Below are 26,007 nucleotides of genomic sequence, written 5' to 3'. Positions count from 1 at the left end.
TGGAAGTCATTTTTTATGTGCGGTTGTCACTGCATAAGTGAGACGGTCGAGTAGTTTACCGAGAATGAACCAAAAGGGAACTATGATGTACAGTGATAGGCTGTGGTAATGAAGATGAATGACGTACAAAGAAAACCAAGGTGTCTCGCAATCAAAATGGAGGCGAAGTAGATGTGCTTGTCATCCAATCCAGATACATTCATGATGCAGATCGTAACAGCTAATAAGGTGAACCGCAGTGTCAAACTCTTTATAGAGAGACTTTCACGACAGAAAAACCTCCCTGGTCCATGTAGGAATCAAGGAGGTTACAATCATTATTTCACGTCAAGCCACTTGAAACTTGCATCGGCACCGAACGGGTGACGGTACATGTTCTCGATGTTTGAACGCTCTAAGTATGCCTCACCTTTTTGATAAATCGGAGCGATGGCAAAGTCTTCTTCGAGAAGGATGCGTTCTGCTTCTTGCATTGCTTCCCAACGTTTCATCTGATCGGCTTCTTTCTTCGCAGATTGAATCAACTGATCATATTCGTCATTCGAGTACTCCATACGGTTAAACGGTCCGTCTGTGACCCACATGTCGAGGTATGTCATCGGATCCTGATAGTCAGGGCCCCAACCAGCTGCAGAAACGTCATATTCGCCTTTCCCTTCAAGATCAAGGAAGTTTTTGAACGGTTGCTGTTTGATGTTAAGTGTCAAACCAGGCAAGTTCTTCTCAAGTTCGCCTTTGATGAACTCGTTCACTTTCTTGAACGCTTCTTCGTCACGTGAGAGGAACTCGAGTTCGATTGTTTCAACACCTAATTCTTCTAATCCTTTTTCCCACGCGGCTTTTGCTTCATCTACGTTGTAGTTGAGGAGGTCTGGATACTTCTCACGGAAGTCAGCTCCGTCTTCTGTGAACGTGAAGTCTTTCGCTACGATATAGTTCGCCGGTTGCGATCCATCTGTTAAGATGACATCTGTCACACTCTGTTTGTCGAATCCTTTCGCAAGTGCTTCACGGATGTTGACGTTTTGGAGCGCTTCGTTCTTTTGGTTGAAACGAAGGAAGTTGATTCGAGCGTCGGCACGCGTTTTGAACTCGTCGCTATCTTCGAATTGCGGAACGAATTCAGAAGAGAGGAGCGTGTAGTCCGCTTCACCCGACTCGAACAAGTTGACCCCAGTCGACACGTCTTTTACGACTTTGACGTTGATCGTGTCCATCTTGACGTTTTCAGCATCCCAATATTCAGGGTTCTTCTTGTAAACCCATCCTGCATTGTCTTGCCACTCGCTCAAGACGTAAGGACCGTTATAGAGTGTCTTGTCGACAGATGTTGCGAATTCTTCGCCTTGCTCTTCGACGTACTCTTGTTTTTGCGGCATATACGTCGGGAAACCAGTCAATCCTAAGAAATAAGGAGCTGGTGCTTCCAATTGTACTTCAAGCGTTTTCTCGTCAATCGCTTTTGCGCCGAGGTCATCGAGCGACATTTCACCTGCAAGAATTTTGTTGGCGTTTTTCAAGTCTTGAAGAATGTAGGCATACTCCGCACCTGTTTCAGGATTGAGAGCACGTTTCCAAGAGTAAACGAAGTCTTCAGCTGTAATTGGAGAACCGTCTGACCAGTTTGCGTCACGTAACTTGAACGTGTATGTAAGGCCATCCTCAGATACTTCGACATCTTCGGCAATCCCCGGTGTCGGTTGGTTGTTCTCGTCTAGACGATACAATCCTTCGAACACGTTGTTTGTCACGATGATCGATGTCGAGTCTGTTGTAAGTGTCGGATCGAGCTGCGGCAAGTCCGTCGCCGATACCATTGTGATTTCTTTTTTTGCATCGCTTGAAGATGAACCTTCTGAACTCGATGAGTCATCCCCTGTGCTACAAGCTGCCGTCGCCAATAATGCGACCCCCGATAACGCTAACCATTTTTTGTTACGCATCATACAACCTCCCGAAAATTCTGATAATTTAGAATATGTTGTAATTAAACTACATCTGACATGAATATGCAATGGAATTTTTCAAATTATCCGAAAATATAAACTTATTCAGAATGACTATTCAGCAATCCTTGCAGGAAGTAGAATAGAAAAATCTACGAATGATTATACAATATTTTTGTATAGTTATTCGTATAGACAGAGTAGTAGTGGAGGCGTTAACTTGAAACAACATTCAGCCGGAATCGGCTTTTTCGGTCTAGCGGCAATGGTCGTTGGGACTATGATTGGTGGAGGTGCGTTTAACTTGCCTGGTGCCATGGCACAAGGGTCAGGGGTCGGACCAGTTTTAATTGGATGGGGAATTACGGGGGTCGGCATGATTATGCTCGCCTTTGTCTTTCAGTTTTTAGCCAACACGCGGCCAGAGCTAGAAGGTGGAATTTATGCTTATGCCCGTGAAGGCTTCGGGAAGTTTGTTGGATTCAACAGCGGCTGGGGATACTGGATGTCGGCTTGGATTGGGACGGTAGCCAACATCACGTTGATTTTCAGTACATTGGCTTATTTTTTCCCTGTTTTCTCAGCAGAACACCGACTGTTTCGCTTGTTCGTGAGTGTCGTTCTGATTTGGGGTTTATTTTGGCTCATTTCACGCGGGATGCGTGAAGCGGCACTTCTCAATATCGTAACAACGATTGCGAAACTCGTTCCGATTATCTTGTTTATCGTGTTGATCGTATTCGCCTTTCGAATCGATACGTTCCAAGTCGATTTTTGGGGAGAAACAGGGTTTGTTTGGGCGGATGTGTTTCCACAAGTGAAGTCAACGATGCTCGTCACACTTTGGGCGTTTGTCGGGATCGAGGGAGCGGTCGTGTTGTCGTCGCGCGCACGTCATAAAAAAGATGTCGGTCGTGCCACGGTCATTGGTCTGATTGGAACTTTATTGATATATATGATGATTTCCATCTTCTCGTTTGGTGTCATGACACAGGAGCAACTCGCTGCGTTGCCTGAACCGTCGATGGCATATGTGTTAGAAGCGGTCGTCGGCCCGTTCGGCGCAACATTGATTAACATCGGACTGCTCGTGTCATTAACAGGCGCATTGCTCGGCTGGACGATTTTAGCGACGGAGATTTCGTACGTAGCGAGCCGAGATGGGGTGTTTCCGAAAGTATTTCACCGTTTGAATGCGAACGAGACACCGGTAAACGCGCTATTCATCACCCAAGCGTTCACTCAAGTCGTTACGGCCATCGCCTTGTTTTCAGAACAGACGTATCTCGTGCTTTCAAGCATCGCTGGAATCGCAGCACTCGTTCCTTATCTATTCTCGGCACTCTATGGATGGATGGAGGCGAAGCGGACGACGTCGCTACGGTTGATGGTCGTTTCCGGGATTGCCTCGCTATACGCCGCCTGGTTACTCTATGCTTCGGGAGTCGAGTATGTCTTGATTGCGATGATTCTATACGCACCCGGCATCTTCGTCTTTCTTTTGGCAGAACGGGAACAAGGACGACCATTTTTGACCCGTACCCAGTCGTTGATTGCCTTGATTATTCTATTATGTGCGACCTATGGCATTTATGGGCTTTGGACAGCCACAATCGCCCTATAAGAAAACTCACCGGCGCCTCAAGCGTTCGGTGAGTTTTTTGATGATCGGAGTAATTGTTCGATTACACTTGGTGAAGCAGGTCTCGCATATAAATAGCCCTGGAAAGAATCGCAATCTGTCGACTTTAAGTGTGCCAACATCTCTTCATCTTCGACTCCCTCTGCGACGACGTGGAGATTTAAACTCTTCCCAAGATGGACGATGACATCGAGGAGATGAGATTTGGACGCCATCCAATCATCGAGAAAGACTTTATCGATTTTGAGTTCATCGACCGGGAAGGACTTCAAATACTGCAAGGACGAGAAGCCTGTTCCGAAATCGTCAATCGACAGTCGATAGTTCAAGCGCTTGATTTGTTCCATGCGTTCGATGATTTCATCAGTTTGTTGCATGACAAGACTTTCCGTGATCTCCAAAATGACGTCTGCCGGGTCGAGCTGGAGTTGTTGCTTGATGTTTCGTAACGTATTCAAAAAACTGTCGCTTCGGAATTGATTAGGCGAAATGTTGATTGCCATCGAGAGCGGTTGATCGAACTCGGTTTTCCAGGCTTTCAGTTGTTTCGTTGCCTCTAAGATGACCCAGTTGTTGATGGGAACGATGAGTGCCATCTCTTCCGCGAGCGGAATGAACTCTGAAGGCGGAATTTGTCCCAGTTCGTCGTGATGCCAACGAAGGAGTGCCTCAAAACCGATGAGCCGGTCTGTGGCGAGTTCATACTTTGGTTGATACTCAAGATAAAAATGCTTTTCTTCAAGGGCTCGGTACATCGCCTTCTCAATATGGATTTGTCTCGAGAAAGCGGCATCCATATCTTTTGTCACAAATTGAATCGTACCGACACCGATCTGTTTCCCTTTGAAGAGGGCACTTTCAGCACGTGTATACAGTTCCTCGAGTGAACTTGTCGAAGACGGATAAAATACGCATCCGATCGAAATCGATACCATGATGGAGTGATGGTAAATCCGGAACGGACGTTGCAGTTCGTGTTGCAGATGTCGGAGTACTTGGAACACTTCTTCTTTCGATTCCTCGAAGAACATGACTCCGAACAGTCCGCCCGTAGGATGGAATAAAAGAGCGGACTCCGGAATGAGATGCAGTGCGCGCTCTTTGATTTGGATGAGAAGTTCGTTCCCAACGCGAGACCCGAATGACTCATTGATAATTTTGAAGCGGTCGATATCAAACAAGGCAATATGAAGGAGACCTTCTCGCTCATCGATTTGTCGAAGGATTGAGTCGTAGCGACGTAAAAACCCTTTTTTATTATAAAGTCCGGTCAACTCATTTTGATAAGCGAGGAACTGGACTTCTTTTTCAAGGCGCTTCTTTTCCGACACATCAAATCCGAATGCGGTATATTGAATCACTTCATTCTTCTCACTAACAATCGGTACGACGGTCAAGTTAAGCCAACACGGCTCTGACTCATGTTGCTTACAGGAGATCGGCATCTCACCGTTCCAAATCCGATTGGTCGCCAGTGATTTTAAAACGTTACGCGAAATCCCGTCTTGTTCACTTGAATCATGAATGAGTTCGAACCATTCGCGTCCGATTAGCTGTTGCTCCGTCGCATCGAGTAGACGGCATAAGGAAGGATTGATGTCTACAATCTCGCCTTTCGCATTTGTCGCCAAGTAATGTGTGGACTGTTTGATCATCTCTTGAAAATGATGAAGTAGATTGAACTGTTCTGTACTGATGAGCGGTCCAAATCCTTTTGGGAGAAACGCTAAAAAATAACCATAGATTCCTTCGAGCGAAAAAGATTGCAGGTAGGCAGTCGCATAGATGACGGAGCCATCTTTATGTTGAAACGGCGTCATCGCCGTTGTCGAGAATGGATATTGAAGGAGGAGCGGAGACCATGTTTCGAGAGCATGATCTAATTGCCGGACGACCGGCAGCGGTTGATGGAGGACTTCGTCACGTTCCCAGCCGAATAAAACTTCGGCATGCGTATTCCATAATAGGACCGTACCATCTTGAGAAATGTAACAACACGGAACAGATAAAGCATCGATGAATTCATCTACTGGTAAATCACGCAATGAAGCCACATCATTTCCTCCAATCTGTCATGCTAAATGCATATTCTAATGTCAGTGTACCTGATTTTGCCAATTCAAGGAATGCTTAAGTTCGTCATTGTCAAAAGAAAGAGGGACGTCATATACTGAAAGAGTAAGATAGTTTTGAATAAGGGGGAAACAATATGTCAAAAACACATGAAGTGATTGAGTTGACAGAGAAGTTCGGGGCACATAACTATCATCCACTACCGATTGTCATTTCGGAGGCGAAAGGGATTTGGGTAACCGATCCTGAGGGGAATCGCTACATGGATATGTTAAGTGCATACTCTGCTGTCAATCAGGGACACTGTCATCCAAAGATCATCCAAGCGCTTAAAGATCAAGCGGATAAGATCACGTTGACGTCGCGTGCCTTTTATAACGATCAACTCGGACGTTTTTACGACAAAGTGGTAACGCTTACAAAGAAACAGATGGTGTTACCGATGAACACGGGTGCAGAAGCGGTCGAGACGGCCGTGAAGACAGCACGTCGTTGGGCATATGACGTGAAGGGTATTCCGGGACAAGCTGAAATCATCGTCTGCTCAGGAAACTTCCATGGACGGACGATGGCTGCTGTGTCGATGTCGACAGAAGCAGAATATCAGCGTGGATTCGGACCGCTATTGCCAGGGTTCAAAGTTGTGCCATATGGTGATATCGATGCATTCGAAGCGGCGATCACAGAGAACACAGCGGCGTTCATCGTTGAACCGATTCAAGGTGAAGCGGGGATCATCATTCCGCCGGCAGGTTATTTGAAGCGGGCATCTGAGCTCTGTAAAGAACATAATGTCCTTTTCGTCGCAGATGAGATCCAGTCTGGACTTGGTCGTTCTGGAAAGTGGTTTGCCATCGAGTGGGAAGATGTCACACCGGATATGTATATTCTCGGAAAAGCACTTGGAGGTGGGGTCTTCCCAATCTCATGCGTTGCAGCTGACCAGGAGATTCTTTCGGTCTTCAACCCAGGCTCGCACGGGTCGACGTTTGGCGGAAACCCGCTTGCTTCAGCTGTTTCGGTCGCAGCTCTTGAAGTGCTTGAAGAAGAAAACCTACCGGAGCGTTCGCTAGAACTCGGGACGTACTTCATGGATCGCTTGAAGTCGATCGACAATCCGATGATTCGTGATGTTCGCGGTCGCGGACTCTTTATCGGCATTGAGTTGACGGAGTCGGCTCGTCCTTACTGTGAGGCGCTAAAAGAGCGAGGACTTCTCTGTAAAGAAACACATGAGACCGTGATTCGATTGGCACCACCGCTCGTGATCACGAAAGAAGAACTCGACCAAGCGTTCGAAGCGATTGAAGCCGTTTTGGCGCCAGCAGCTATTTCGTAAATGAAGACAGCTTGATATAATCGTTTTAGCTCAATCGACACCTGCGTTGCAGGTGTCTTTTTCGTGGAGGAGGAATTCAATGCTGTACGTATACGTTGGACTAGCAGGGGCGGTCGGTGCTTTGGCTCGCTATGGACTCGGCTTGATGGTCGATTCACTGGGATCAAGTGTGTTTCCCGTCGCAACTCTTCTGACTAATCTCATCGGTAGTTTTTTGTTGGGGTGGTTGACACACATGTTTCTTCGAACAGGCAAACCTTCTCCTCAATTCGTCACCATTGTAGGGACCGGAATGATCGGTTCCTTCACTACATTCTCTACGTTTAGTGTTGAAACGATTCGATTATTAGACGAAAGTCGGATAGGGCTGGCGCTTCTATACGTCTTTCTGAGTATCACGCTTGGACTCGGGAGCTCATGGCTTGGTTATCGTGTCGGCGCGAGAAGAAAAGGTGGGGTGAATTAGGATGACGATCATGTGGATTGCGACAGGTGCCTTTTTTGGCGCGATGTGTCGTTTTGCTCTCGGTCAATTGATGAAACGGTGGTCTAATTCCACCTTTCCATGGGCAACATTATGCGTCAATGTGTCAGGTTCGTTTGGCCTTGGGTATTTATATGCCCACACGAGCCATCCGTCGCTCTTTCTCTTTTTAGGGATTGGGTTTTTAGGCTCGTTTACGACGTTTTCGACCTTGAAGCTTGAATTGATGCGCTTTGCGACAAAAGACTGGATTCGATTCGGACTTTATCTCCTTGCGACATATCTGTTTGGATTACTGGCAGCTTATATCGGATGGTCCATCTAAAACAACGCCCCTTCGAGATGGAAGGGGCGTTGTTTTATTCTGCAAGTTGAAGCTTCTCGGTACATGAAGCACAAGTCGTTTCGTATGACTCGCACTGTTCATCCATATGTTTCCCGCATTCCTGGCACGTTTTGTCCGGTAGTTTTTGATAAAACTCGACAGATGATTCGAGTCGGCTCGCCCATTCATTCATATGAAAAATGCCTCCTTCGTAGATGTGTCACAGTATTGGTTGTTGTCATGATTGTATTATAACAGATACTATTAAGTCAACTATAATATATAACAGATATATTCGGGATTTTTTGCTACACTATACTCATCAAAAGACGAGGTGAAAAAAATGAAAGTGCCACAGTGTGAAACGATTGGGATTCAATCTGAGGACGTTCCAACGCTACAAACCGCCTTGGCGCAATTAGATGCGCCTCGAGTCAGTCGTTTGTTTAAAGCATTCGCTGATCCGACCCGTCTAAAAGTGCTGTATGTGTTGACGCTCGAACACGAACTATGTGTATGCGATGTGGCCGCCGTTATCGGCCACTCTAACGCGACCGCATCTCACCATTTACGGACGTTACTCGAACAAGGGTTGGTAAAGTATCGTAAAGAAGGGAAAGTCGTTTATTATTCATTGGATGATGAACACGTAAGACAGCTCGTTGAAATTGCATTGACGCATAGTGAAGAACAAAAAGACGTTTAAGTCCAATGACCGTCCCTCGAATAGGGACGGTCATTTTTTTGGTACTTGTCTTCGATTAAAATTCACGTTACGATATATTCAAATGAACGTTTGAATGTTAGGGGGATATCATGAGAAATCGAGACGTATTACCTGTGTCCGGTATTACCTGTACGAATTGTGCAGCTAAGATTGAGCGAGATGTATCGAAACGTGAAGAAGTCGCATCTTGTCAAATTGATTTTGCGACGAGTCGTATGGTGATTGAGTGGGTGGACCCGTCAAACCGTGACAAGACGCTTCAGTCGATTGAGCAGACGATGGAACGGATTGAACCGGGAGCGAAGTTTGTAAAACAAGACGACGATCAAACCGAAGAACGAGATTGGACGCTTTGGAGATTCCTTATGGCCGCTTTTATTTTTTCAATTGCCATTTGGACAGATTCGATTTTAGGATATATTGCGGCATATTCACTTGCTGGTTACGACGTCGTATACGGTGCGGTCCGGAACATATGGAACCGGGAATGGTTTGACGAGAAATTTTTAATGACCATCGCGACAATCGGGGCATTCGCCATTTCGGAATACCCGGAAGCGGTGGCGGTCATGCTGTTTTATCAACTTGGGGAATACGTGCAAGGACGGGCGGTACGCGCCTCCCGAAAATCGATTCAGTCCTTGTTGAATATGAAACCGACCCGAGCGCGTGTACTCGAGGCGGGTCAGGAAATGGAACGATTGCCGGAAGAAGTAACGGTCGGGTCACACCTCGTCATTCGTTCAGGAGAACTAGTCCCGATGGACGGATTCGTCGTGAGTGGGGCGAGCTCTTTAAATACGTCGTCATTGACTGGTGAATCCGTTCCAAGGCAAGTTAGCGCGGGCGAGGAAGTGTTGGCAGGTATGGTCAATATCGAGGGGCGTCTCATCGTTGAAACGACAAAGCTCGCGGCTGAATCAAGCCTTCAAAAAATGATTGCTCTCGTCGAAGAGGCGAATGGAAAGAAAGCAAAAACGGAACAAATGATCACGCGCTTGGCAAAAGTCTATACACCGATTGTGGTAGTCATGGCGACACTTGTCGCATTCGTTCCACCCTTGTTTGTAGGGGACTTGAATGAATGGATTTACCGGGCCTTGATTTTTCTCGTCATCAGTTGCCCGTGTGCACTTGTGATTTCAATCCCGTTAGGTTATTTCGGGGGGATCGGTTCTGGATCGAAACAAGGGATTCTTGTAAAAGGTGGCGAGTTCCTTGACACGTTGACTGAAGTGGATACAGTGGTCTTCGACAAAACAGGGACATTGACGACCGGACGATTTGAAGTGACCGATGTCGTGACGACAGACGGTATCACCGTTAATGAACTGTTACATTTAGCTGCTCGGGTCGAACGAGCATCCAATCATCCTCTTGCGCAAGCAATCGTCCGTCGTGCTGGGGAGGTTCAAGCGTTTGAATCGATTCAAGAGGAGCCAGGATATGGTCTCCGTGCACGAGATGGTGACGATGAGGTGTATGTGGGGAGTGCCCGATACATGGAACGGTTAGGTCAAGTGATTGAAGATTCATCAATCGGGACGAATGTACACGTGATGAAGAATGATCGTTGGCTTGGACGAATCGAACTGATGGATACGGTAAAGCCGGATGCGTTGGCTGCGATCGAACAATTGAAACGTATAGGAATTAAGACGGTCATGCTATCTGGAGATCGTCGAGAAGTCGCTACAAAAATTGGCAAGCAACTCGGATTGGATGAAGTAAGAGGGGAGTTGCTTCCGCACGAGAAAGTGGAGGCAATCGAACGGATGCTCGGAACGCGTAAAGTTGCCTTTGTCGGGGATGGTATGAATGATGCGGCGGCTTTGGCCCGGGCAGACGTCGGTCTCGTCATGGGTGGCGTCGGAAGCGATACAGCAGTCACGGCGGCGGACGTGGTATTGATGCATGATGCGCCAACGGATGTCATTCGGGCCATTGAGCTAGGCAAACGAACGAAGCGCGTCGTCTGGCAAAATATTTTCCTTGCCTTTGGAATCAAAGCACTTGTCATGCTTTTAGGATTGTTCGGCATCGCAACGATGTGGGAAGCGGTATTTGCGGACGTGGGAGTGGCGCTTCTTGCCATCGCGAACGCGACGCGGTTACTTCGTATGACATCATGAAAGAAGTGTCTCAGTTTTGTACCTGAGACACTTCTTTTTTTATTCGATTCTGTCGTGATGCGTTTTAATGCGCAACAACATAAAGGTGAGGATGACAATAATAGCAAGAAGTAAAAAAGTGATGGTGAAAAGGACTTGTGTCAAGAAAGATACTTGATTCTCTGCCGCAATCAACTCTTTATGAATGTCTTTGTATTGCATTTGTTTGAGAGACCGTAAATCTTCTAAAATCGTTTGCCGAAGTTCTGTCATCGTTTCTGCGACAGCCGTCGCTTTCACTAAGTCGCCTTCTTCATAGATGACGAGAACGCGGTCGGCTTCCTTTTCCCAAATGGCATCTCGTTCGAGTAAATCGAGGACAGAGCTCGGTGTGTCCGGGTCATCGATGATGGATTGTTTAAGGTCTTTGGCTTGTCGAGACATGCTATAGTACATCTCTAAAAAGTGTCGGTCTTCATATGCGAGTAATCCACGGATGGCATTTGCCCGTTCGACGTTATAATACATCACGTCTTCAATCGATTCATAGGAGTCGAGTTGTTCGCCTTGAATGGTTTCGAGACGCTCATTTGTTTCTTTCAATTGAAAAATAAAAATAAAAATAATCGAAATAGATAAGATTGATAAACTGATCCATAATAAAATCCACTTTCGTTGTGACATCGTGACCCTCCTTTCTTCTACATCTACATCGTACATGATTTTGTAAAAAACGACAGAAAATATTTTTTTGAAAAAGGAAAAAACGGGGAAATGTATAATCATTAAGAGTAGTGTCTCTTGATGAGAGAAGACAATTAGATGCATAAGGAGAGTCAGTATGTCAGAGAACTCGACGTTACACAAGCTGTGCCAGGTTTTACGAAACAAGCGAACCAATCTTACCTATGAGATTCCGAGTCTTTGGAATCGCATGCGTTTCCATTCCGAGCCGGTTCGAGATGGGGTGGAACGTGTCAATCCATATGATTTTTTGTTGGAAACGATTGAAAAAACGATTTTCCCGTATGCACATGAAAATCGCGACTATCGTACTTCCATTGCGCTTGCAGAAGGACATTTACAAACCGGGGGGGATTGGATCAAACGGGCATCGGTCTACTCCATGCAAGTTCGTACATCGACCTCATGGGACCATGACGGGTCGGGTTACGTTGAAAGTGAGAATTCAGTGGGAATGAAAGACACAGGCACTTTTGTGAAAGCGCTTGCATTGATTCCACATCTTCTCTATATGGGGATCGATACATTATTCCTCTTGCCGATTTCGCAACACAGCCATAAAAACAAGAAGGGTGAATTCGGTTCTCCTTATGCCGTGCAAGACTTTTTCGCAATCGATGAAGAGTTGAAGGAAACGTTAACTGGTGACGAGATGACGGTCGAAGAAGAATTTGCCGCATTCGTGGAGGCCTGTCACATGGTAGGGATTCGTGTCGTCATCGATGTCATCCCGCGAACGTGTGCCCGAGATAACCGTCTCATCTTAGAAAACCCGGAATGGTTTTACTGGATTCCCTTGACGGAAGTCGATTACTATCATCCGCCATATGTGCCGGGCATTGGGGAGAACGTCAAACCGGAATTTGCTTTCTTGCCAATGGTATATAACTCAGAGGACGTATGGCAACACTTACGACGATTCTCCATGGCGCCGAACTTGATTGATGGGGAAAAATGGGATCGGGTTCGTAATACGTTGCTCGAGCATCCAAAAGAAAACGTGTTGGCGATGATTGAACGAGAGTTCGGCTTGACGACTGCACCTGCTTTCTCGGATTGTATCAATGACCCGCAACCACCATGGTCAGACGTAACCTATTTCCGACTTTTCTTAGACCATCCGCTTGCAGCGGCACCTTATGTGAACGATGCGAACATTGCGCCTTATATTCTGTTTGACTCGATCAAATCCAATCAATTCCGAGGAAATGAGATCAATGAACCCCTTTGGGAGATGCTCGCTGACATCATTCCTCACTATCAACGGGAATACGGTATAGATGGGGCGCGTATTGATATGGGTCATGCCCTTCCGGTTGATTTAGCACAACGAATTTTGGAACAACCGCGTGCCATCGATTCGAATTTCAGCTTTATCGCTGAAGAACTCATCGAGTCTGGAGCCTGGGCGGCGAAGGATGCTGGCTATAACATGATTATCGGATATGGCTTCTATAAAGAACCGCGATTCAACACGCATGAAACTCATCAATTCTTATATGATTCACGCTTTTTACCTCTACCAGTATTTGCGGCAGGTGAAACGGCCGATACACGTCGTCTCGCGACACGGGAAGGTGGACGAAAGGCAAGTCGCTTGTTGACGGTGTTAAACGGATTTATGCCAAATGGAGTCCCGATGACGAACTCGGGGCTTGAATTGTATGAGACACAACCGATGAACACTGGACTCGATTGTCGACCGGAAGAGGCGTATCAACTCTTCCCGACGGACCCTTATTTCGGCAAGCTTGCGTTTTTTGATGCATATCAGTTTCATTGGGACCATCCAGAACGGGATGAAATGATTGAAGTGATGCATCAAGTGGCTGAAATTCGACGTCGATGGTTGGATGTGCTCGTTGATCCGAATCACTTTGAACCGCTCGTTTTAAATGAACCGTTCGCCCCATTCATTGGATTCGCTTGGTTACGGCCAGAAACGAATGATACGTTGCTCATCGTAGCGAATACGAACATGGTAGATGCGCTACGAGGAGTGGTCACGCTTGATGGGGTGAGACGTCGAAATTGGAATGCGAGTCGTTTTGCGGAGATGGTCTATTCACCTGACTCATGGCCGTATGCGGAGCATTCGTTTGATGACAATTGGAATCTCTTGGTCGATTTGAAACCGGGAGAAGTCAAAGTGTACGAGATGAGATGAAAAAACGCCTTGGACCGAATAACCGGTTCAAGGCGTTGTGTGTTTCATGTAGTAAATGACAAATTCATCGAGCGGCATCGGTTTCGCATAGCGATATCCTTGCATGGAATCACATCCGATTTTACGAAGGAACGTCTCCTGGTACTCGGTTTCGACACCTTCGGCAACGAGCGCCATACCGAGTTGGCGGGCCATGGCGACAATGGTCGTCGTGACCATTTGATATTCGCGATTCTCTTCGAGTTGCATCGTGAACTCACGAGGGATCTTCAGTTCATCGATTGGATAGCGGACAAGGTATGCGAGTGAACTGTACCCTGTTCCGAAATCATCGATGGACAGCTTGATGCCGAGTGCTTTTAATTCTAAAATGCGATTTAATACACGATCTGAGTGATGTGCGGCAACGGTTTCCGTCAATTCAAAATTAAGGCGTGACGGCTCAATCGGGAACCGTTCGAATAGTGTTTTTAAATAATCAATCAAATGTTCATCGAACAACTGACGGACGGACAGGTTAACGGATAGTTTTGGTAAGTGGATGTCCCCTTGTTCAAATACATGAATCAATTGGAATGTCTCATGAATCATCCAACGACCTAAATCCTGAATGTGTCCCGTTTCTTCAGCGATCGGAATGAACTGGCTTGGCGGAATGAACGCACCGTTATGTTGCCAGCGCATGAGCGCCTCTGCTCCGATGATCGCTTTCGTCGAGGCATCGACTTGAGGCTGAAGGAAAAGGGAAATCTCTCCTTTTTCAAGTGCGGTTTCGAGCCCCTCCATCAACACTTTCCGCTCTTCCTTGTCCTCCCGTAACTCCGGTTCAAACATGACGGTTTCGTCACGGCCTTTGTCTTTCGCACGATACATCGCTAAATCGGCATTTGACAGCAAGTGCTTTAATTTTTTCCCATGCTCCGGGAAACGGACGATCCCAATCGAGGCATGAACTTCGACGAGCGTCCCAGCCATATAATACGGGGGACGATAGACAAGCCGCCGCAATCTTTCTGTCAACATCTCATCGTCTCCATGTTCCGCAACGACGATAAACTCATCGCCCCCGAGTCGCCCGGCATATTCGTTCGGCAAGAGTGCAGTCCGCAGCCGTTTTCCGATATGTTGTAATAACTCGTCACCCATATGATGACCGAATTGATCATTGATTTCTTTAAATCCGTCCAAATCGGAAAACATCAATGTGAACGTACGCCCTTCCTCGATCAAGCGTTCGATTTGCTCTTGAAGTGCGTAGCGGTTATGAAGACCGGTCAAACTATCGAATTTAGCTTGATACAGAATTTGTTCTTGTTGCTCGATCATCTGGGTGATGTCTTTAGCGATAGCGTAGATGCCCTCGACTTCTCCCTCGATGATCATTGGGACGTTGACCAATTGCCAGACGCGTGTTTCCCCTTCGTCGGTCATCACACGCACATCGATTGTTCGGGGACGACCGTTCGTCAACTCTTGAAGAATGATGGTATAAGGTGCACGGTCTTTCGATTCAATGATGTCTAAGATGTTCGAGCCGAGTAGTGTTTCGGTTGTCAGTCCTAAGATAGAGCTGCCGGCCTCGTTGACAGATAGCACTTCGCCATGCAGGTCGAATAAGAAAATCGGTTCTGAATGGTAGGCGAAAAGCGAACGATATTGCTGTTCACGGATTTCTAATTCATGTGCCTTGGTCGACACGGCAACTTCCAAATCTGTGTTGACGGAATGCAGACGATGACTGATGAGTGCGTTCTGTTTGGAGACGACAAACTGACGAATGAGCAACAAGAGGACGGCATTTGCAATCATAGAGTCCATCACGGATGTTCCGAGAAGACGATCGGAAGCGAGTAAAAACATCATGACGACCACACTATACAGCACATAATCGACAATGGAATCGTAGGCAAGTACATCTTCCGATACATCATCGACCCAGTAGCTAATCGAGATGGTCAAGATACTACTGATTTGTAAGAGGTGAATCACTTCATGTGTGATTTCCGAAAAGACAAACAACGTGTCAGCAGTCGATGCAATCGTGAATCCAAGAATTCCGACGAGCAATAAAATGCGGAACTGTTGACCAGCTGAGACGACTCGATTTAAGTACAGGAATGCGAGCATCATATAGAGGCTGATGAGTAACATCTGCTCTTCAAATCCGCTCAACTGTGACACGAGCGAGACGTCTTGCGTTGAAAAGAACCAAATATGAAGTCCGCCAATCAAAAGGAAACTAAACAGGGCGAATAAATCGAATGTGCGCAGTTTCAAAGTACGAAACTCAATCGATTGCGTGATGACGATTAAAGCCATGATTAAATAAAAGAAATTTTGAAGGAACAACAAGGACTGCGTATTGTCGTTGGTTGAAAGGTTGTGCATCAGTAAGTACAGCGTGAAACATACATTTCCTGCACTAATCAAAACATGGATAAAACGCCGCATCCCTCTATGTTTAAAAATTGCCACTCCGCTAAAACCAATCGCGGCCCCGGATATGACGAGATAATAGATGAACAACGTGATCTGTCGTAAGTCGTGCGGGGTTAAAAATAAAAATAAAAGTCCGGTAGAAAAAGTTCCGATGAGAATCGCCGGAACGTATTGGCGCAACGAGTAAGCAGACAACTCATGCACCTCCTTCTGTATATGTATGGGGCTCTTATTTATTATCGGAACAGGTGAACAAAGATTACACAAAAAAATCGACAACAATCTATATTGTTGTCGAAAATTTTAGATTTACAGTGTATAGGAGTGTTCTTTAAAGTTCCCGACGACTGAATCGATTTCAGACACAGTGACAAATGCCTCAGAATCGATTTCAGACACGATTTGACGAAGGCGTGGGATTTCATTGTTCTGGACGACGACGTACAGCATTTTTTTCGAGTCGTTCGAATATCCGCCTGTCGCATCCATGATGGTGACGCCCCGTTTCAAATTCTGCTTGATGACCAAATTGATTTCGTCTGCTTTTTGACAAATGATGAAGCATTGCTTTTGGGCAGCGAAGAATTTATGAATCGTAAGCAGCGTTCGGGATCTGACGAAGCTTAACACAAGCGCGTACATGACAGCTTTGATGTCAAAGACGATGAAGACCAACACATAGACGATGATGTCTTGTGTCAGAAAGATTTTAGGCAACGACAAGTTTCGATTATTCATATAGATGACTTTCCCTAGAATGTCGAGTCCACCGGTGGAAGCTCCTGCAAAGAGGAGAAGTGCGAGTCCAAGCCCTGAAACGATTCCGCTGAACACCGAAGCGACGAGCGGATCATCGAGTGGGGTCGGGGGAATCAAGACTGGCAAACTATCGATGAGGATAGAGGAAAGTACGACGACAATTCCCGTCATCAAGATAAATCGACGTCCCAAATATTTTAGTCCCAATAAAAAGAGTGGAATATTAAGCACGAGCTGTGTCAAACCGATGGGAGTTCCAAACAGTTCATTCGTAATCAACGTGATTCCGACGATTCCCCCAGAACCGATTTCGTTTGGTTTGAGCAGTAAGCTGACAAAGACAGACTGAAGGATTGTCCCGGCAATGATAAACAGTACCGTTTCAAGGGCAACCCGTTTTCGAGATTTTGCATACATAGATAATGGCTAGGCCTGACGCCTCCTTTTTGTAAGTCTTCTGCAAGCGTACTGCTACTTTTACGTCATTTCAAGTCTCACATGTCATTATGGAATCGATCGATATCACTCGCTAATTGCTCATGTACGTAATCGATGACTTGAGCATCATCAAAAAGTCCGAGTGGGACATCGTCTGGAATCGCATCGAATGGGGAGACGAAATATAGGATGGCCGCAACAAGTTCCTCTTGTTTATCGGGTTGCATCTCAAATTGTTCATTGTAAAGCGCGCGTAACATATTCAGCATTTGTTTCATCTGGAAGTAAAGTGTTAGTTCTTCTTCACGCTCGATGTTACTGATTTCATTGGATGCCACATCGACTGTGACTTTTGCGAGTGCGCGTTCACCTTGAACGAGCAAGTCGCCCAATTGTTCTCGGTCGCGGATGTCTTCCTTCGCTTGTTTTAAAAAGTGTGTGTATGTTGTTTTCCAATCTGCCATTTGGATTCCTCCTTCTTTCTTCATCTACTAATATGCCCGTTTTTGCACATTGGTTGCAACTTTTCCTGAAATTTAAGAAAATAAAGATAACTGAAAAGGAGGAACGATACATATGTCTAAGATTTCGATGCCGACAGAGGCAGATTTCGCACGCTATGCAGAATTAGCGGTGAAAAAAGGTGTGAACATTCAACCTGGTCAACAATTAGAAGTACGTGCTGACATCAGTCAGGCACCACTCGTCCGTCACGTGGTGAAGGCTGCTTATGCGGCAGGAGCGAAGCAAGTATTCGTCAACTGGAGCGACGAAGAAACAGGGAAAATTCGTTATTTCAATGCACCAGCGGATTCATTCAAAGAGTTTCCAGATTGGTTGAAGGCCCGTTTTGAGCAATTGGCTGAAGAGAAGACGGCATTCTTGTCAATCGTCAGTGATGACCCGGATGCGTTGAATGGCGTGGAATCGTCACGTATCTCGGATGCGAACCGTGCAGCAGGACAAGCGCTCACGAAGTGGCGTCAATATGTGATGAGCGACAATGTGAGCTGGTCAATCATCGCAGGTGCGTCAGAAGCGTGGGCACAAAAAGTATTCCCGGGACGTGATGATGCGGTTGCAGCATTATGGCAAGCCATCTTCGCAGCGACACGGATGGATCAAGAAGATGTCGTCGCGGCATGGGATAAACACGATCAATCACTCCGTAGCCGTGCGAAGCTGTTGACAGAGAAGAAATATGCGAAGCTTCATTACAAAGCGCCAGGGACGGAACTGACGATCGGACTTCCGAAAAAACACGTCTTCCTTGGCGGTGGCGGCCCGAACGTCGATGGCATCGACTTTATCGCAAACATGCCTACGGAAGAGGTCTTCACGCTCGCAGATAAAGATTCTGTGGAAGGTCACGTATCGAGTACAAAACCACTCAGCTACAGCGGGAACTTGATTGATGAGTTCACCCTTTGGTTTGAAGGTGGGAAAGTCGTCAAAGCGGAGGCGAAAAAAGGGCAAGCGGCTCTTGATGAATTGTTGAATATGGATGAGGGTGCGCGTCGTATCGGTGAAGTAGCGCTCGTTCCGGATGATTCTCCAATCTCGAATTCTGGTCTTCTCTTCTATAACACGTTGTTTGATGAGAATGCATCGTGTCACTTGGCGCTCGGACGTGCGTACTCGACATGTCTCGAAGGGGGTCCTTCGATGTCACAAGAAGAGCTCGCGGCGAACGGTGCGAACGACTCGATGACACACGTTGACTTCATGATTGGTTCAGCCGAAATGAATATCGATGGTGAACGGGAAGATGGGACGCGTGAAGCAATCATGCGTGACGGGAACTGGGTCATCTAAACAAAAGAGCGAATTCCGAAAGTTACGGAATTCGCTCTTTTTACGTGCAATCGTATAGATAGCGCAATGCGTGAGGCAAGCGGCGACGCCAGGCCGATTCGTTGTGAATCGCATTTGGTTCGACTTCATATCGGAAAGCGATTCCTTTTTGCACGATGACGTCAATCAGTTTCGCATTCGTGAATAGGTAGTCGCTTGGAGTGATAGGCCCGCTCTCTTCATTTGTGCCAATGTCCATATATAGTTTACCGGCGAACTCAGAATGTTTCATTTCTCGGATCAATGGATCAAGATTGGCCCATGCCGCAGTGGAGAGGGAGCCGACACGTCGAATAGAAGGATAGGTCGCCATCATGTATAGAGAGATGACACCTCCCATCGAGCTCCCCATGACCCCGACATCTTCTGGGTCAGTAGCGTACTCGCTGTCAATTCGTGGTTTTAATTCGTTCATGAGCCAATCTGTATACATACGGCCTCGGCCACCGAGTGTTAGACGACTTCTTGCCAATTCGGGTCCGATCCGTCGATACAGCATCTCATCTTCCTCATATGAATACTCATCATAACGGTCCAGCCAGTTCGGGGCGCTCGCGATGGCGACGACCATGAGCGGGAGTCGTAGCAGATCGATGCAACGATCGATTTCCCAGCCTTCTCCATATGTAGCAGTGTTTCCAGAAAACACATTTTGTCCATCATGCATATACAGGACAGGAAGCGGGGTGTTGATGTCGACCCAGTCTGGTCGAAATACGCGGACAATCCGCTTTTGACCACGTACCTTCTCCGTCGGAATCGACACGTTCAATTGTTCAATCATCTTTCGTCACCTCTTTCTACTTGTATTGTGGAGAATCATGAACCAAAATACAATTGCTTGACTTTACTACCTACCGTTCGTTAGTTAGAGTGTAAGACAAGGAGAGTGAATGACATGAATACAAAAGAAAAAATCATGCAGTCTGCTCGCACACGCTTCGCACGGGAAGGTTACGAAGGGTTGTCACTAGCGGCAGTAGCGGAAGATGTAGGAATTCGCAAGCCGTCTTTATATGCCCATATCGATGGGAAAGAACAATTGTTCAAACAAGTCGTCACAGACATGGCGAATCGTTACGAAGAAGTATGGCAGACAACTTGTGACGATACGGTAGGACGACCACCTTTAGAACGAATCGAGTCAATCGTCAACACGCTCACGTCCTTCTTTAGTGATCATGAGACATGGATGTTGACGAAACGAATGTTACTTGTCCCTCCCCCGGAGTTTCGAGAGTATATCGAGGAAGTCATCGGGACGGTCGAAACCAAGCTGAAACGATTTGAGAAAGAACAATTTCGACTGGCGATGGAGCGTGGCGATTTACCGGTACAATCGCTCGATGAACTATATGCTGCGTACTATTGCTTTTTAGATGGCGCCTTACTGTCGTTATTCACATTTGAAGAGGATCGGGAGATGCGACAACAAGCTGCGTTTCGAATTTTCAAGAAAGGGGTGGGTTGGGATGAGTAAAGAGAAGGGTGCATGGATTTCCCTCCTGTTTGCAGGACTACTCGAAATCGTCTGGGCGACGACGATGAAGCTGTCTGAAGGCTTCACGGTTTTAGGTCCGACATTGTGGACAATCGTGTTATTGATTCTTAGTTTCGGATTATTGGCGAAAGCGTTTCGGACGCTCCCTGCCGGTACGGGGTACGCCGTATTCACAGGAATCGGAGCGGTCGGCACAGTCATAGTTGGTGCCTTCTTATTTGACGAGGGGCTTAGTGGATGGAAACTAATCCTTGTGACGACGTTGATTATCGGCATCATCGGATTGAAGCAAGTGAAAGGAGGGGAAGAGGCATGAGTTGGGTTTATCTGATTGGAGCAGGAATTGCTGAAATGACAGCCGTTTTCTTTATGGGGAAATCGAAAGGATACCAGATTTTAAAATGGTCGATTGCATCAATTTTATCGTTTGTGCTCAGCTTTTATTGGTTATCGAAATCACTTGAGGTCATTCCTCTTAGTCTTGCCTATTCCATCTGGGTAGGTATCGGTGCGGCCGGCGGCGTCATTTTAGGGATGCTCTATTTGAACGAATCGAAAAGTCGTTGGCGCATCTTTTATTTGACGTTGATTATCGGGAGTGTGGTCGGATTAAAAGTTGTGGCCTAAAGGGTTGAAATGTGCTGAAAACGGGAATTTAATAATTCAGATTATGAGATGAAAGAAAGGGGCGGAAAACGATGCATCTTGTCGAGTTGCAATCCGAACGTTTGCGGTTTGAACCGTATACGCTTTCTGATTTCTATTTTGTCAAATCGCTTCTCCAAGATCCTCGGGTGATGCGCTTCATCAGTCCGGATGGGAGACCGTATACTGACGAACAGACGATTGAGTGGTTTGAACGTCAATTGGCCCGCTATGAGACAGGACGCCAAACGGGTCTCCTGAAGCTCATGACATTTGACAGTGATGAACCGATCGGTCACGCAGGTACGTTATTGCATGAATTGGACGGTAAAATCGAGTTGGAAGTCGGGTATTGGTTGTCACCGAAGCATTGGCACATGGGATATGGCCGAGAAGCCGCTGCGCGTCTGATGCAGCATGCTTTTACGGAAGGCGAGAAGGAGATTATTTCTCTGATTCATCCGGACAACGTTCCATCTCAACGTGTCGCTAAGGCGAATGGTCTTCACTGGGATCGAGATACATTCTATAAGGATATGCTCGTCTCCGTTTATGCGGGTGACTTGGAGCGGTTATGTCGACATATCGACCGTCAACAAATGACACGATAAAAAAGTCTCTAAATAAATAAAAAAAGTTGTTGCCAACTCAATAGTTTCTTGATATATTAATAGTGTCCTTAAGAGAGGACACGACCTGATTCTGTAGCTCAGCTGGGAGAGCGCTACCTTGACAGGGTAGAGGTCGCTGGTTCGAGCCCAGTCAGAATCACTTGGGTGCCAAACCCTCGAGAAACCCACCGGAACATGGGTTTCCGTGAAGCCACTTCTTGCGAGAAGTGGCTCTTTTTTTTGTATATTGACATGGCACGAAAGCAATTGGTATATTCCTTTACAATACATAATGAAACGGGGAATGCGACATGGTGCTAACGGGAACCCTCGTCAATGCCGGACTAATCGTCATCGGGGCATTGCTAGGTCTCTTATTTCACCGCATTCCGGAGCGTATGAAAGAGACGGTGACGGCGGCAATCGGGCTTGCGGTCATCTTGCTTGGGATTCAAATGGGGATGAAAAGTGAGAACTTCTTAATCGTCATCGGAAGTCTAGTCGTCGGGTCTGCGCTCGGGGAATGGTGGAAGTTAGATGAATTATTGAATGAAGTCGGTTATCGGCTCGAACGGCGCCTTGGGAGTCAATCGAGTGTAGCGGAAGGATTCGTAACGGCCACGCTCATTTTCGTGATCGGGGCGATGGCCATTATCGGGGCGCTCGATAGCGGGTTACGTGGTGATCATGACGTGTTATACACGAAAGGGTTGATTGATGGTTTTACGGCCCTCGTGTTAAGTTCGACACTTGGGATTGGGGTCATGTTTTCAGCAGTTCCAGTGTTACTGTATCAGGGCGGAATCGCGTTACTCGCCATTCAAATCATGAAGTTCATTCCGGAGTCGCTCATGGACAGCTTTATTTTAGAGATGACCGCGACCGGTGGAGTCATGATTGTGGCGATTGGCTTGAACTTGGTTGGAATCACTAAAATTCGCGTGGCCAATTTATTACCGGGGATTTTAGTGGTGGGTTTGATTGTGTCCATCATACATACAATCAATTGAAAAAATGGATGGAAGCGAGTCGCTTCCATCCATTTTTTATGGTTTCTCGATCGTTTCATGATCTTCTTTGGCACTTTCACGCAAGGCTGAAGCCATCACGTCAGCAAGGTTCCGTTCCTGAAGCACGCCGACGCCTCGGTCTGTCGGTCCGCCTGGAGCGGCCACGTCGGCAATCAGTTCATTCGTCTTCCGTGTTTCATGAGACAACAACTCAGCGGAGCCTTTCATCGCTTGAGCGACAATTTGACGCGCTGTCTGTTCATCGTAACCGACATCCGTTAGGACGGGCGTCATCGCACCCACGATTTCATAGAAGAAGGCCGGGCTGCACCCGGCAGCAGCCATAAAGGCCGACATCGTCTTCGCATCGGTGACGGCCGTTCGTCCGACCCGTTCAAAGAGAGAAGTCGCTTTTGCGCGATCAGCCTCATCAGTTTCTGGACCGAACCATAGACCCGTCATCCCGCTCCGATAGGCGACAGGCGTGTTCGGCATGGCGCATACGGCTGGTAACCCTGAAGCCTCTTCTAACTGGCTCGGTTCGATATGTGCCGCGACCGAGACGAGTAACGGTGTCTTCCATTCTTTCGATTCTACATATGGCATGACGCCATCTGGTTGCATCGCTAATACGACGATGTCATAGTCGTTCACGTTTTCGTCCTCGACGATTTGAACGCCGAGTTCATCTTGTAGGAAGAGTAAACGCTCCCGGTCACTTCGGTTTGTCATTGTGATGTGTGTCGGTTCGATGCCCGAGTCGATCCACCCGCGAACGAGTGCCTCGCTCATCGATCCTGCACCGACCATTAGTAGTTGATTCATCATTCGTCACCTCTTCTTTTCGATTCGGTCAATAGTTATGTTGACTATCATAACAAACATACACTCGAATATCGCCCATCCTGCTCATTTGTAAAGAGATGGAAAATGATTTGACATAGGAATCGACGAACATGACAAACGTTTCAAATCGCGCTATGATGGCACTAATTCAAAAGAGTGAGGCGAAATCGTGTGAAACGTGTACTAGTAAAAGGGATTCAAGGTTATCAGCGTTTTATTTCACCATTAAAGCCGCCAACGTGCCGATTTTATCCGAGCTGTTCGCACTACGGAATCGAAGCAATCGAAAAACATGGGGCTGTCAAAGGCAGTTATTTAACCGCTCGCCGACTCATTCGCTGTCAGCCGTTTCATCCAGGCGGGCTCGATTATGTTCCGGATACATTTGATTGGAAAGCGCCTTTACAACGAAAGAAACCTGAGTCACAGCGAGACGATTGAGTTCGTCTCGCTGTTTTTGTACAGAACAAACAATGAATCAGTTGTTTTAGTACAATACTTTTGCATTGTTCTAAGTATTCTGAAAAAATAGAGGTGTACACTATTTTTCGGGGGAAGGGGATACTTTGTATGGGGCAATCATTTAGTGAATGGGTGAGTACGGTGTCCAACTTTGTATGGGGACCACCGCTCTTGATTTTGCTTGTGGGGACAGGCATTTACTTGACGGTGCGTCTAGGTGGAATTCAAATCACCAAATTACCGTATGCGTTGAAATTGGCGTTTTCGAAAAATCAGGATCAATCCTCTAAAGGGGACATCAGTCACTTCCAGGCGCTCATGACCGCTCTGGCGGCGACTGTCGGTACGGGGAATATCGTCGGGGTGTCGACAGCGGTCGTATTAGGAGGACCGGGAGCCATCGTATGGATGTGGGTGTCCGGTTTCTTTGGGATGGCAACGAAATACGCAGAGGCAGTTCTTGCCGTGAAGTATCGGGTCACTGATGAGCGCGGTCAAATGGCTGGTGGACCGATGTACTATCTAGAACGAGGGTTGAATCAACGATGGTTAGCAGTAGCATTTGCTGCATTCGCATCGATTGCGGCGTTCGGTATTGGAAACGGGGTCCAAACGAACTCGGTCGCGCTTGCGCTCAAAACAACGTTTGACGTACCACTTTACATATCAGGGATTCTCATTATGATTTTTACAGGAGCGGTCATTCTCGGAGGCGTGCGTTCCATCGGGAAAGTGGTCAGTTACTTCGTCCCCGTCATGATTGCCTTCTACTTAGGTAGCGGTCTCATCATCATGGTGATGAATTACTCACTGATTCCGGATGCGTTCGCACTCATCTTTAGCAGTACGTTCAGTGCAGAAGCAATCGGTGGAGGGGCCATCGGAGCTGCCATTCGATACGGGGTGGCACGTGGTGTCTTCTCGAACGAAGCAGGTCTTGGCTCTGCTCCGATCGCAGCAGCGGCAGCGAAAACAGATATGCCGGGTCGTCAGGCGCTCGTCTCGATGACTCAAGTCTTCTTGGACACGCTTGTCGTCTGTTCGGTGACAGGATTGACACTCGTCATGGGTGGTCAAATCGAGACAGGACTTGAAGGGGTCGAATTGACTTCAGCTACATTTGAACTGTTCCTCGGACCAGCCGGCGGTTATATTGTCACAATCGGGCTCGTTTTGTTCGCCTATTCGACCGTGCTCGGTTGGTCGTATTACGGCGAACGCTCCATCCATTACTTGTTCGGACAAAAGTCGATTCTTCCCTATCGGATTGCTTTTGTACTCGTCGCGGGACTCGGTGCCATGACGACAAACTTGAACTTGGTATGGGCGTTATCGGATGTCTTCAACGGCTTAATGGCCATCCCGAACTTGATTGGTCTCTTGTTCTTGTCGGGTGTTGTCATTGCCGAGACGAAGCGTTTCAACCAACAGCTTGAAATTGAAAATCGGAAAGTTTCCTAAACGAAAGGACGCCATCCTTATGAATCAGAGGGTGGCGTCTTTTGTTTTGCTTCTAATTCATCGAGTCGTGCTTTTTGTAAATGATCAAACACTTTTGTGATAAAGCCAACCATGATGCCCACCCCGGTCAATACATATCCGATGGTGAATATTTTCCGATGTCGGTCTGTGGGGCAAAATCACCATATCCAATGGTAGTTAGGGTGATGACACTGAAGTAAAGTGCGTCCAACCAACGCATCTCCTCGAACCGGGTGTAAAAAAAGTGTACAGGAGAGGACGGTAAGGAAGGCAAGACTGAATAAGACTTGGAACTCAGGGTCACGGAGACCACACCAGACTCCGCGTACAATTCGACGCAATGTCAGTAAGAAAGGCAACATGTCGCTCGCTCCTTTCAATATTAGGTTTGTTCTCTAAAAA

Annotated in this window: 24 protein-coding genes, 1 tRNA gene and 1 pseudogene; 16 read left to right on the top strand and 10 right to left on the bottom strand. The window is 46.9% G+C overall.

Going from position 1 to position 26,007, the window contains the following annotated elements; translation table 11 throughout:
- Positions 1–317: 317 nt before the first annotated feature.
- Positions 318–1,943: a peptide ABC transporter substrate-binding protein gene (locus KNO70_RS13730; RefSeq protein ID WP_159563514.1), complete on the bottom strand. Its 1,626-nt coding sequence runs from the start codon at positions 1,941–1,943 to the stop codon at positions 318–320.
- A gap of 223 nt (positions 1,944–2,166) precedes the next feature.
- Between KNO70_RS13730 and KNO70_RS13725 the strand changes: the two genes are divergently transcribed.
- A complete protein-coding gene (locus KNO70_RS13725; RefSeq protein ID WP_214812733.1) occupies positions 2,167–3,570 on the top strand; it encodes a basic amino acid/polyamine antiporter in 1,404 nt (467 codons plus the stop codon).
- 17 nt (positions 3,571–3,587) lie between these two features.
- Here KNO70_RS13725 and KNO70_RS13720 read toward each other — a convergent pair whose 3' ends face one another.
- Positions 3,588–5,642, bottom strand: a complete 2,055-nt coding sequence (locus tag KNO70_RS13720) for a sensor domain-containing protein (protein WP_214689104.1) — start codon at positions 5,640–5,642, stop codon at positions 3,588–3,590.
- Positions 5,643–5,797: 155 nt separating this feature from the next.
- Between KNO70_RS13720 and KNO70_RS13715 the strand changes: the two genes are divergently transcribed.
- The 3 genes from KNO70_RS13715 (at position 5,798) to KNO70_RS13705 (ending at position 7,809) form a co-directional block, all read left to right on the top strand.
- Positions 5,798–7,000, top strand: coding sequence for an ornithine--oxo-acid transaminase (locus tag KNO70_RS13715; protein ID WP_214731683.1), 1,203 nt, complete (start codon positions 5,798–5,800; stop codon positions 6,998–7,000).
- A gap of 79 nt (positions 7,001–7,079) precedes the next feature.
- Complete coding sequence (crcB, locus tag KNO70_RS13710; protein ID WP_214812732.1) at positions 7,080–7,466, top strand: fluoride efflux transporter CrcB; 387 nt, start codon at positions 7,080–7,082, stop codon at positions 7,464–7,466.
- A 1-nt stretch (position 7,467) separates the two neighbouring features.
- Complete coding sequence (locus KNO70_RS13705) at positions 7,468–7,809, top strand: fluoride efflux transporter FluC (protein ID WP_251030126.1); 342 nt, start codon at positions 7,468–7,470, stop codon at positions 7,807–7,809.
- Between the two features lie 34 nt (positions 7,810–7,843).
- Here the strand turns inward: KNO70_RS13705 and yhfH are convergent, their stop codons facing one another.
- A complete protein-coding gene (yhfH, locus tag KNO70_RS13700; protein ID WP_015880761.1) occupies positions 7,844–8,002 on the bottom strand; it encodes a protein YhfH in 159 nt (52 codons plus the stop codon).
- A gap of 150 nt (positions 8,003–8,152) precedes the next feature.
- On the opposite strand from yhfH, the gene KNO70_RS13695 reads away from it, so the two are divergent.
- Both KNO70_RS13695 and KNO70_RS13690 read left to right on the top strand, forming a co-directional pair.
- Positions 8,153–8,515, top strand: a complete 363-nt coding sequence (locus KNO70_RS13695) for an ArsR/SmtB family transcription factor (protein ID WP_015880762.1) — start codon at positions 8,153–8,155, stop codon at positions 8,513–8,515.
- A 110-nt stretch (positions 8,516–8,625) separates the two neighbouring features.
- Positions 8,626–10,668, top strand: coding sequence for a heavy metal translocating P-type ATPase (locus KNO70_RS13690; RefSeq protein WP_214812731.1), 2,043 nt, complete (start codon positions 8,626–8,628; stop codon positions 10,666–10,668).
- A gap of 39 nt (positions 10,669–10,707) precedes the next feature.
- Here KNO70_RS13690 and KNO70_RS13685 read toward each other — a convergent pair whose 3' ends face one another.
- On the bottom strand, positions 10,708–11,331 hold the full coding sequence (locus KNO70_RS13685; protein ID WP_078146294.1) for a hypothetical protein: 624 nt from the start codon (positions 11,329–11,331) through the stop codon (positions 10,708–10,710).
- Positions 11,332–11,488: 157 nt separating this feature from the next.
- Between KNO70_RS13685 and KNO70_RS13680 the strand changes: the two genes are divergently transcribed.
- Complete coding sequence (locus KNO70_RS13680; protein ID WP_214812730.1) at positions 11,489–13,558, top strand: alpha-amylase family protein; 2,070 nt, start codon at positions 11,489–11,491, stop codon at positions 13,556–13,558.
- A 27-nt stretch (positions 13,559–13,585) separates the two neighbouring features.
- Here KNO70_RS13680 and KNO70_RS13675 read toward each other — a convergent pair whose 3' ends face one another.
- The 3 genes from KNO70_RS13675 to KNO70_RS13665 form a co-directional block, all read right to left on the bottom strand.
- The gene (locus tag KNO70_RS13675) at positions 13,586–16,201 is read right to left on the bottom strand and encodes a putative bifunctional diguanylate cyclase/phosphodiesterase (protein ID WP_275060054.1); all 2,616 of its coding nucleotides are present in this window, start codon (positions 16,199–16,201) and stop codon (positions 13,586–13,588) included.
- 105 nt (positions 16,202–16,306) lie between these two features.
- Positions 16,307–17,173: a YitT family protein gene (locus KNO70_RS13670; RefSeq protein ID WP_015880767.1), complete on the bottom strand. Its 867-nt coding sequence runs from the start codon at positions 17,171–17,173 to the stop codon at positions 16,307–16,309.
- A gap of 77 nt (positions 17,174–17,250) precedes the next feature.
- Positions 17,251–17,658, bottom strand: coding sequence for a YkvA family protein (locus KNO70_RS13665; protein ID WP_074037788.1), 408 nt, complete (start codon positions 17,656–17,658; stop codon positions 17,251–17,253).
- Between the two features lie 112 nt (positions 17,659–17,770).
- Here KNO70_RS13665 and KNO70_RS13660 point away from each other — a divergent pair, with 112 nt between their 5' ends.
- Positions 17,771–19,009 (top strand): aminopeptidase, encoded by a 1,239-nt coding sequence (locus KNO70_RS13660; RefSeq protein WP_214812728.1) that lies wholly within the window; start codon positions 17,771–17,773, stop codon positions 19,007–19,009.
- Between the two features lie 40 nt (positions 19,010–19,049).
- Here the strand turns inward: KNO70_RS13660 and KNO70_RS13655 are convergent, their stop codons facing one another.
- Entirely contained in the window at positions 19,050–19,832 is a 783-nt protein-coding gene (locus KNO70_RS13655; protein ID WP_214812727.1) for an alpha/beta hydrolase, read from the bottom strand.
- A 114-nt stretch (positions 19,833–19,946) separates the two neighbouring features.
- Here KNO70_RS13655 and KNO70_RS13650 point away from each other — a divergent pair, with 114 nt between their 5' ends.
- From KNO70_RS13650 to KNO70_RS13625, 6 genes are all read left to right on the top strand, one after another.
- The gene (locus KNO70_RS13650) at positions 19,947–20,528 is read left to right on the top strand and encodes a TetR/AcrR family transcriptional regulator (protein WP_015880771.1); all 582 of its coding nucleotides are present in this window, start codon (positions 19,947–19,949) and stop codon (positions 20,526–20,528) included.
- Complete coding sequence (locus KNO70_RS13645; protein ID WP_214812726.1) at positions 20,521–20,865, top strand: DMT family transporter; 345 nt, start codon at positions 20,521–20,523, stop codon at positions 20,863–20,865. Before KNO70_RS13650 ends, KNO70_RS13645 begins: the two co-directional genes overlap by 8 nt.
- On the top strand, positions 20,862–21,176 hold the full coding sequence (locus tag KNO70_RS13640) for a DMT family transporter (protein ID WP_214812725.1): 315 nt from the start codon (positions 20,862–20,864) through the stop codon (positions 21,174–21,176). The genes KNO70_RS13645 and KNO70_RS13640 overlap by 4 nt, the downstream gene beginning before the upstream one ends.
- Before the next feature lie 71 nt (positions 21,177–21,247).
- Positions 21,248–21,805, top strand: a complete 558-nt coding sequence (locus tag KNO70_RS13635) for a GNAT family N-acetyltransferase (protein WP_015880774.1) — start codon at positions 21,248–21,250, stop codon at positions 21,803–21,805.
- Between the two features lie 87 nt (positions 21,806–21,892).
- Positions 21,893–21,965: transfer RNA gene (locus KNO70_RS13630), tRNA-Val, on the top strand.
- Positions 21,966–22,116: 151 nt separating this feature from the next.
- Positions 22,117–22,815, top strand: a complete 699-nt coding sequence (locus KNO70_RS13625) for a DUF554 domain-containing protein (protein ID WP_214689120.1) — start codon at positions 22,117–22,119, stop codon at positions 22,813–22,815.
- A 36-nt stretch (positions 22,816–22,851) separates the two neighbouring features.
- Here KNO70_RS13625 and KNO70_RS13620 read toward each other — a convergent pair whose 3' ends face one another.
- A complete protein-coding gene (locus KNO70_RS13620; RefSeq protein WP_251024998.1) occupies positions 22,852–23,640 on the bottom strand; it encodes a pyrroline-5-carboxylate reductase family protein in 789 nt (262 codons plus the stop codon).
- 192 nt (positions 23,641–23,832) lie between these two features.
- Here KNO70_RS13620 and yidD point away from each other — a divergent pair, with 192 nt between their 5' ends.
- Positions 23,833–24,102, top strand: a complete 270-nt coding sequence (yidD, locus tag KNO70_RS13615; protein ID WP_214812724.1) for a membrane protein insertion efficiency factor YidD — start codon at positions 23,833–23,835, stop codon at positions 24,100–24,102.
- Between the two features lie 129 nt (positions 24,103–24,231).
- Positions 24,232–25,584: an alanine/glycine:cation symporter family protein gene (locus tag KNO70_RS13610; RefSeq protein ID WP_214685527.1), complete on the top strand. Its 1,353-nt coding sequence runs from the start codon at positions 24,232–24,234 to the stop codon at positions 25,582–25,584.
- Positions 25,585–25,601: 17 nt separating this feature from the next.
- On the opposite strand, the pseudogene KNO70_RS13605 reads toward KNO70_RS13610, so the two are convergent.
- A pseudogene (locus KNO70_RS13605) lies at positions 25,602–25,967 on the bottom strand (potassium channel family protein).
- Positions 25,968–26,007 lie beyond the last annotated feature (40 nt).

Origin of the sequence: Exiguobacterium sp. s181 (assembly GCF_018617125.1) — a bacterium.
Classification (GTDB): domain Bacteria; phylum Bacillota; class Bacilli; order Exiguobacteriales; family Exiguobacteriaceae; genus Exiguobacterium; species Exiguobacterium profundum.
This window is presented reverse-complemented; position numbering and strand designations above follow the sequence as displayed.

Bases quoted from the DNA above. Each gene is read 5' to 3' on its own strand.
- KNO70_RS13730 (WP_159563514.1), bottom strand. From the start codon at position 1,943: ATGCGTAACAAAAAATGGTTAGCGTTATCGGGGGTCGCATTATTGGCG.
- yhfH (WP_015880761.1), bottom strand. From the start codon at position 8,002: ATGAATGAATGGGCGAGCCGACTCGAATCATCTGTCGAGTTTTATCAA.
- KNO70_RS13665 (WP_074037788.1), bottom strand. From the start codon at position 17,658: ATGGCAGATTGGAAAACAACATACACACACTTTTTAAAACAAGCGAAG.
- KNO70_RS13690 (WP_214812731.1), top strand. From the start codon at position 8,626: ATGAGAAATCGAGACGTATTACCTGTGTCCGGTATTACCTGTACGAAT.
- KNO70_RS13625 (WP_214689120.1), top strand. From the start codon at position 22,117: ATGGTGCTAACGGGAACCCTCGTCAATGCCGGACTAATCGTCATCGGG.
- KNO70_RS13685 (WP_078146294.1), bottom strand. From the start codon at position 11,331: ATGTCACAACGAAAGTGGATTTTATTATGGATCAGTTTATCAATCTTA.
- KNO70_RS13680 (WP_214812730.1), top strand. From the start codon at position 11,489: ATGTCAGAGAACTCGACGTTACACAAGCTGTGCCAGGTTTTACGAAAC.
- KNO70_RS13650 (WP_015880771.1), top strand. From the start codon at position 19,947: ATGAATACAAAAGAAAAAATCATGCAGTCTGCTCGCACACGCTTCGCA.
- KNO70_RS13705 (WP_251030126.1), top strand. From the start codon at position 7,468: ATGACGATCATGTGGATTGCGACAGGTGCCTTTTTTGGCGCGATGTGT.
- KNO70_RS13610 (WP_214685527.1), top strand. From the start codon at position 24,232: ATGGGGCAATCATTTAGTGAATGGGTGAGTACGGTGTCCAACTTTGTA.
- KNO70_RS13655 (WP_214812727.1), bottom strand. From the start codon at position 19,832: ATGATTGAACAATTGAACGTGTCGATTCCGACGGAGAAGGTACGTGGT.
- KNO70_RS13635 (WP_015880774.1), top strand. From the start codon at position 21,248: ATGCATCTTGTCGAGTTGCAATCCGAACGTTTGCGGTTTGAACCGTAT.
- KNO70_RS13645 (WP_214812726.1), top strand. From the start codon at position 20,521: ATGAGTAAAGAGAAGGGTGCATGGATTTCCCTCCTGTTTGCAGGACTA.
- crcB (WP_214812732.1), top strand. From the start codon at position 7,080: ATGCTGTACGTATACGTTGGACTAGCAGGGGCGGTCGGTGCTTTGGCT.
- KNO70_RS13670 (WP_015880767.1), bottom strand. From the start codon at position 17,173: ATGTATGCAAAATCTCGAAAACGGGTTGCCCTTGAAACGGTACTGTTT.
- KNO70_RS13660 (WP_214812728.1), top strand. From the start codon at position 17,771: ATGTCTAAGATTTCGATGCCGACAGAGGCAGATTTCGCACGCTATGCA.
- KNO70_RS13695 (WP_015880762.1), top strand. From the start codon at position 8,153: ATGAAAGTGCCACAGTGTGAAACGATTGGGATTCAATCTGAGGACGTT.
- KNO70_RS13620 (WP_251024998.1), bottom strand. From the start codon at position 23,640: ATGAATCAACTACTAATGGTCGGTGCAGGATCGATGAGCGAGGCACTC.
- KNO70_RS13715 (WP_214731683.1), top strand. From the start codon at position 5,798: ATGTCAAAAACACATGAAGTGATTGAGTTGACAGAGAAGTTCGGGGCA.
- KNO70_RS13640 (WP_214812725.1), top strand. From the start codon at position 20,862: ATGAGTTGGGTTTATCTGATTGGAGCAGGAATTGCTGAAATGACAGCC.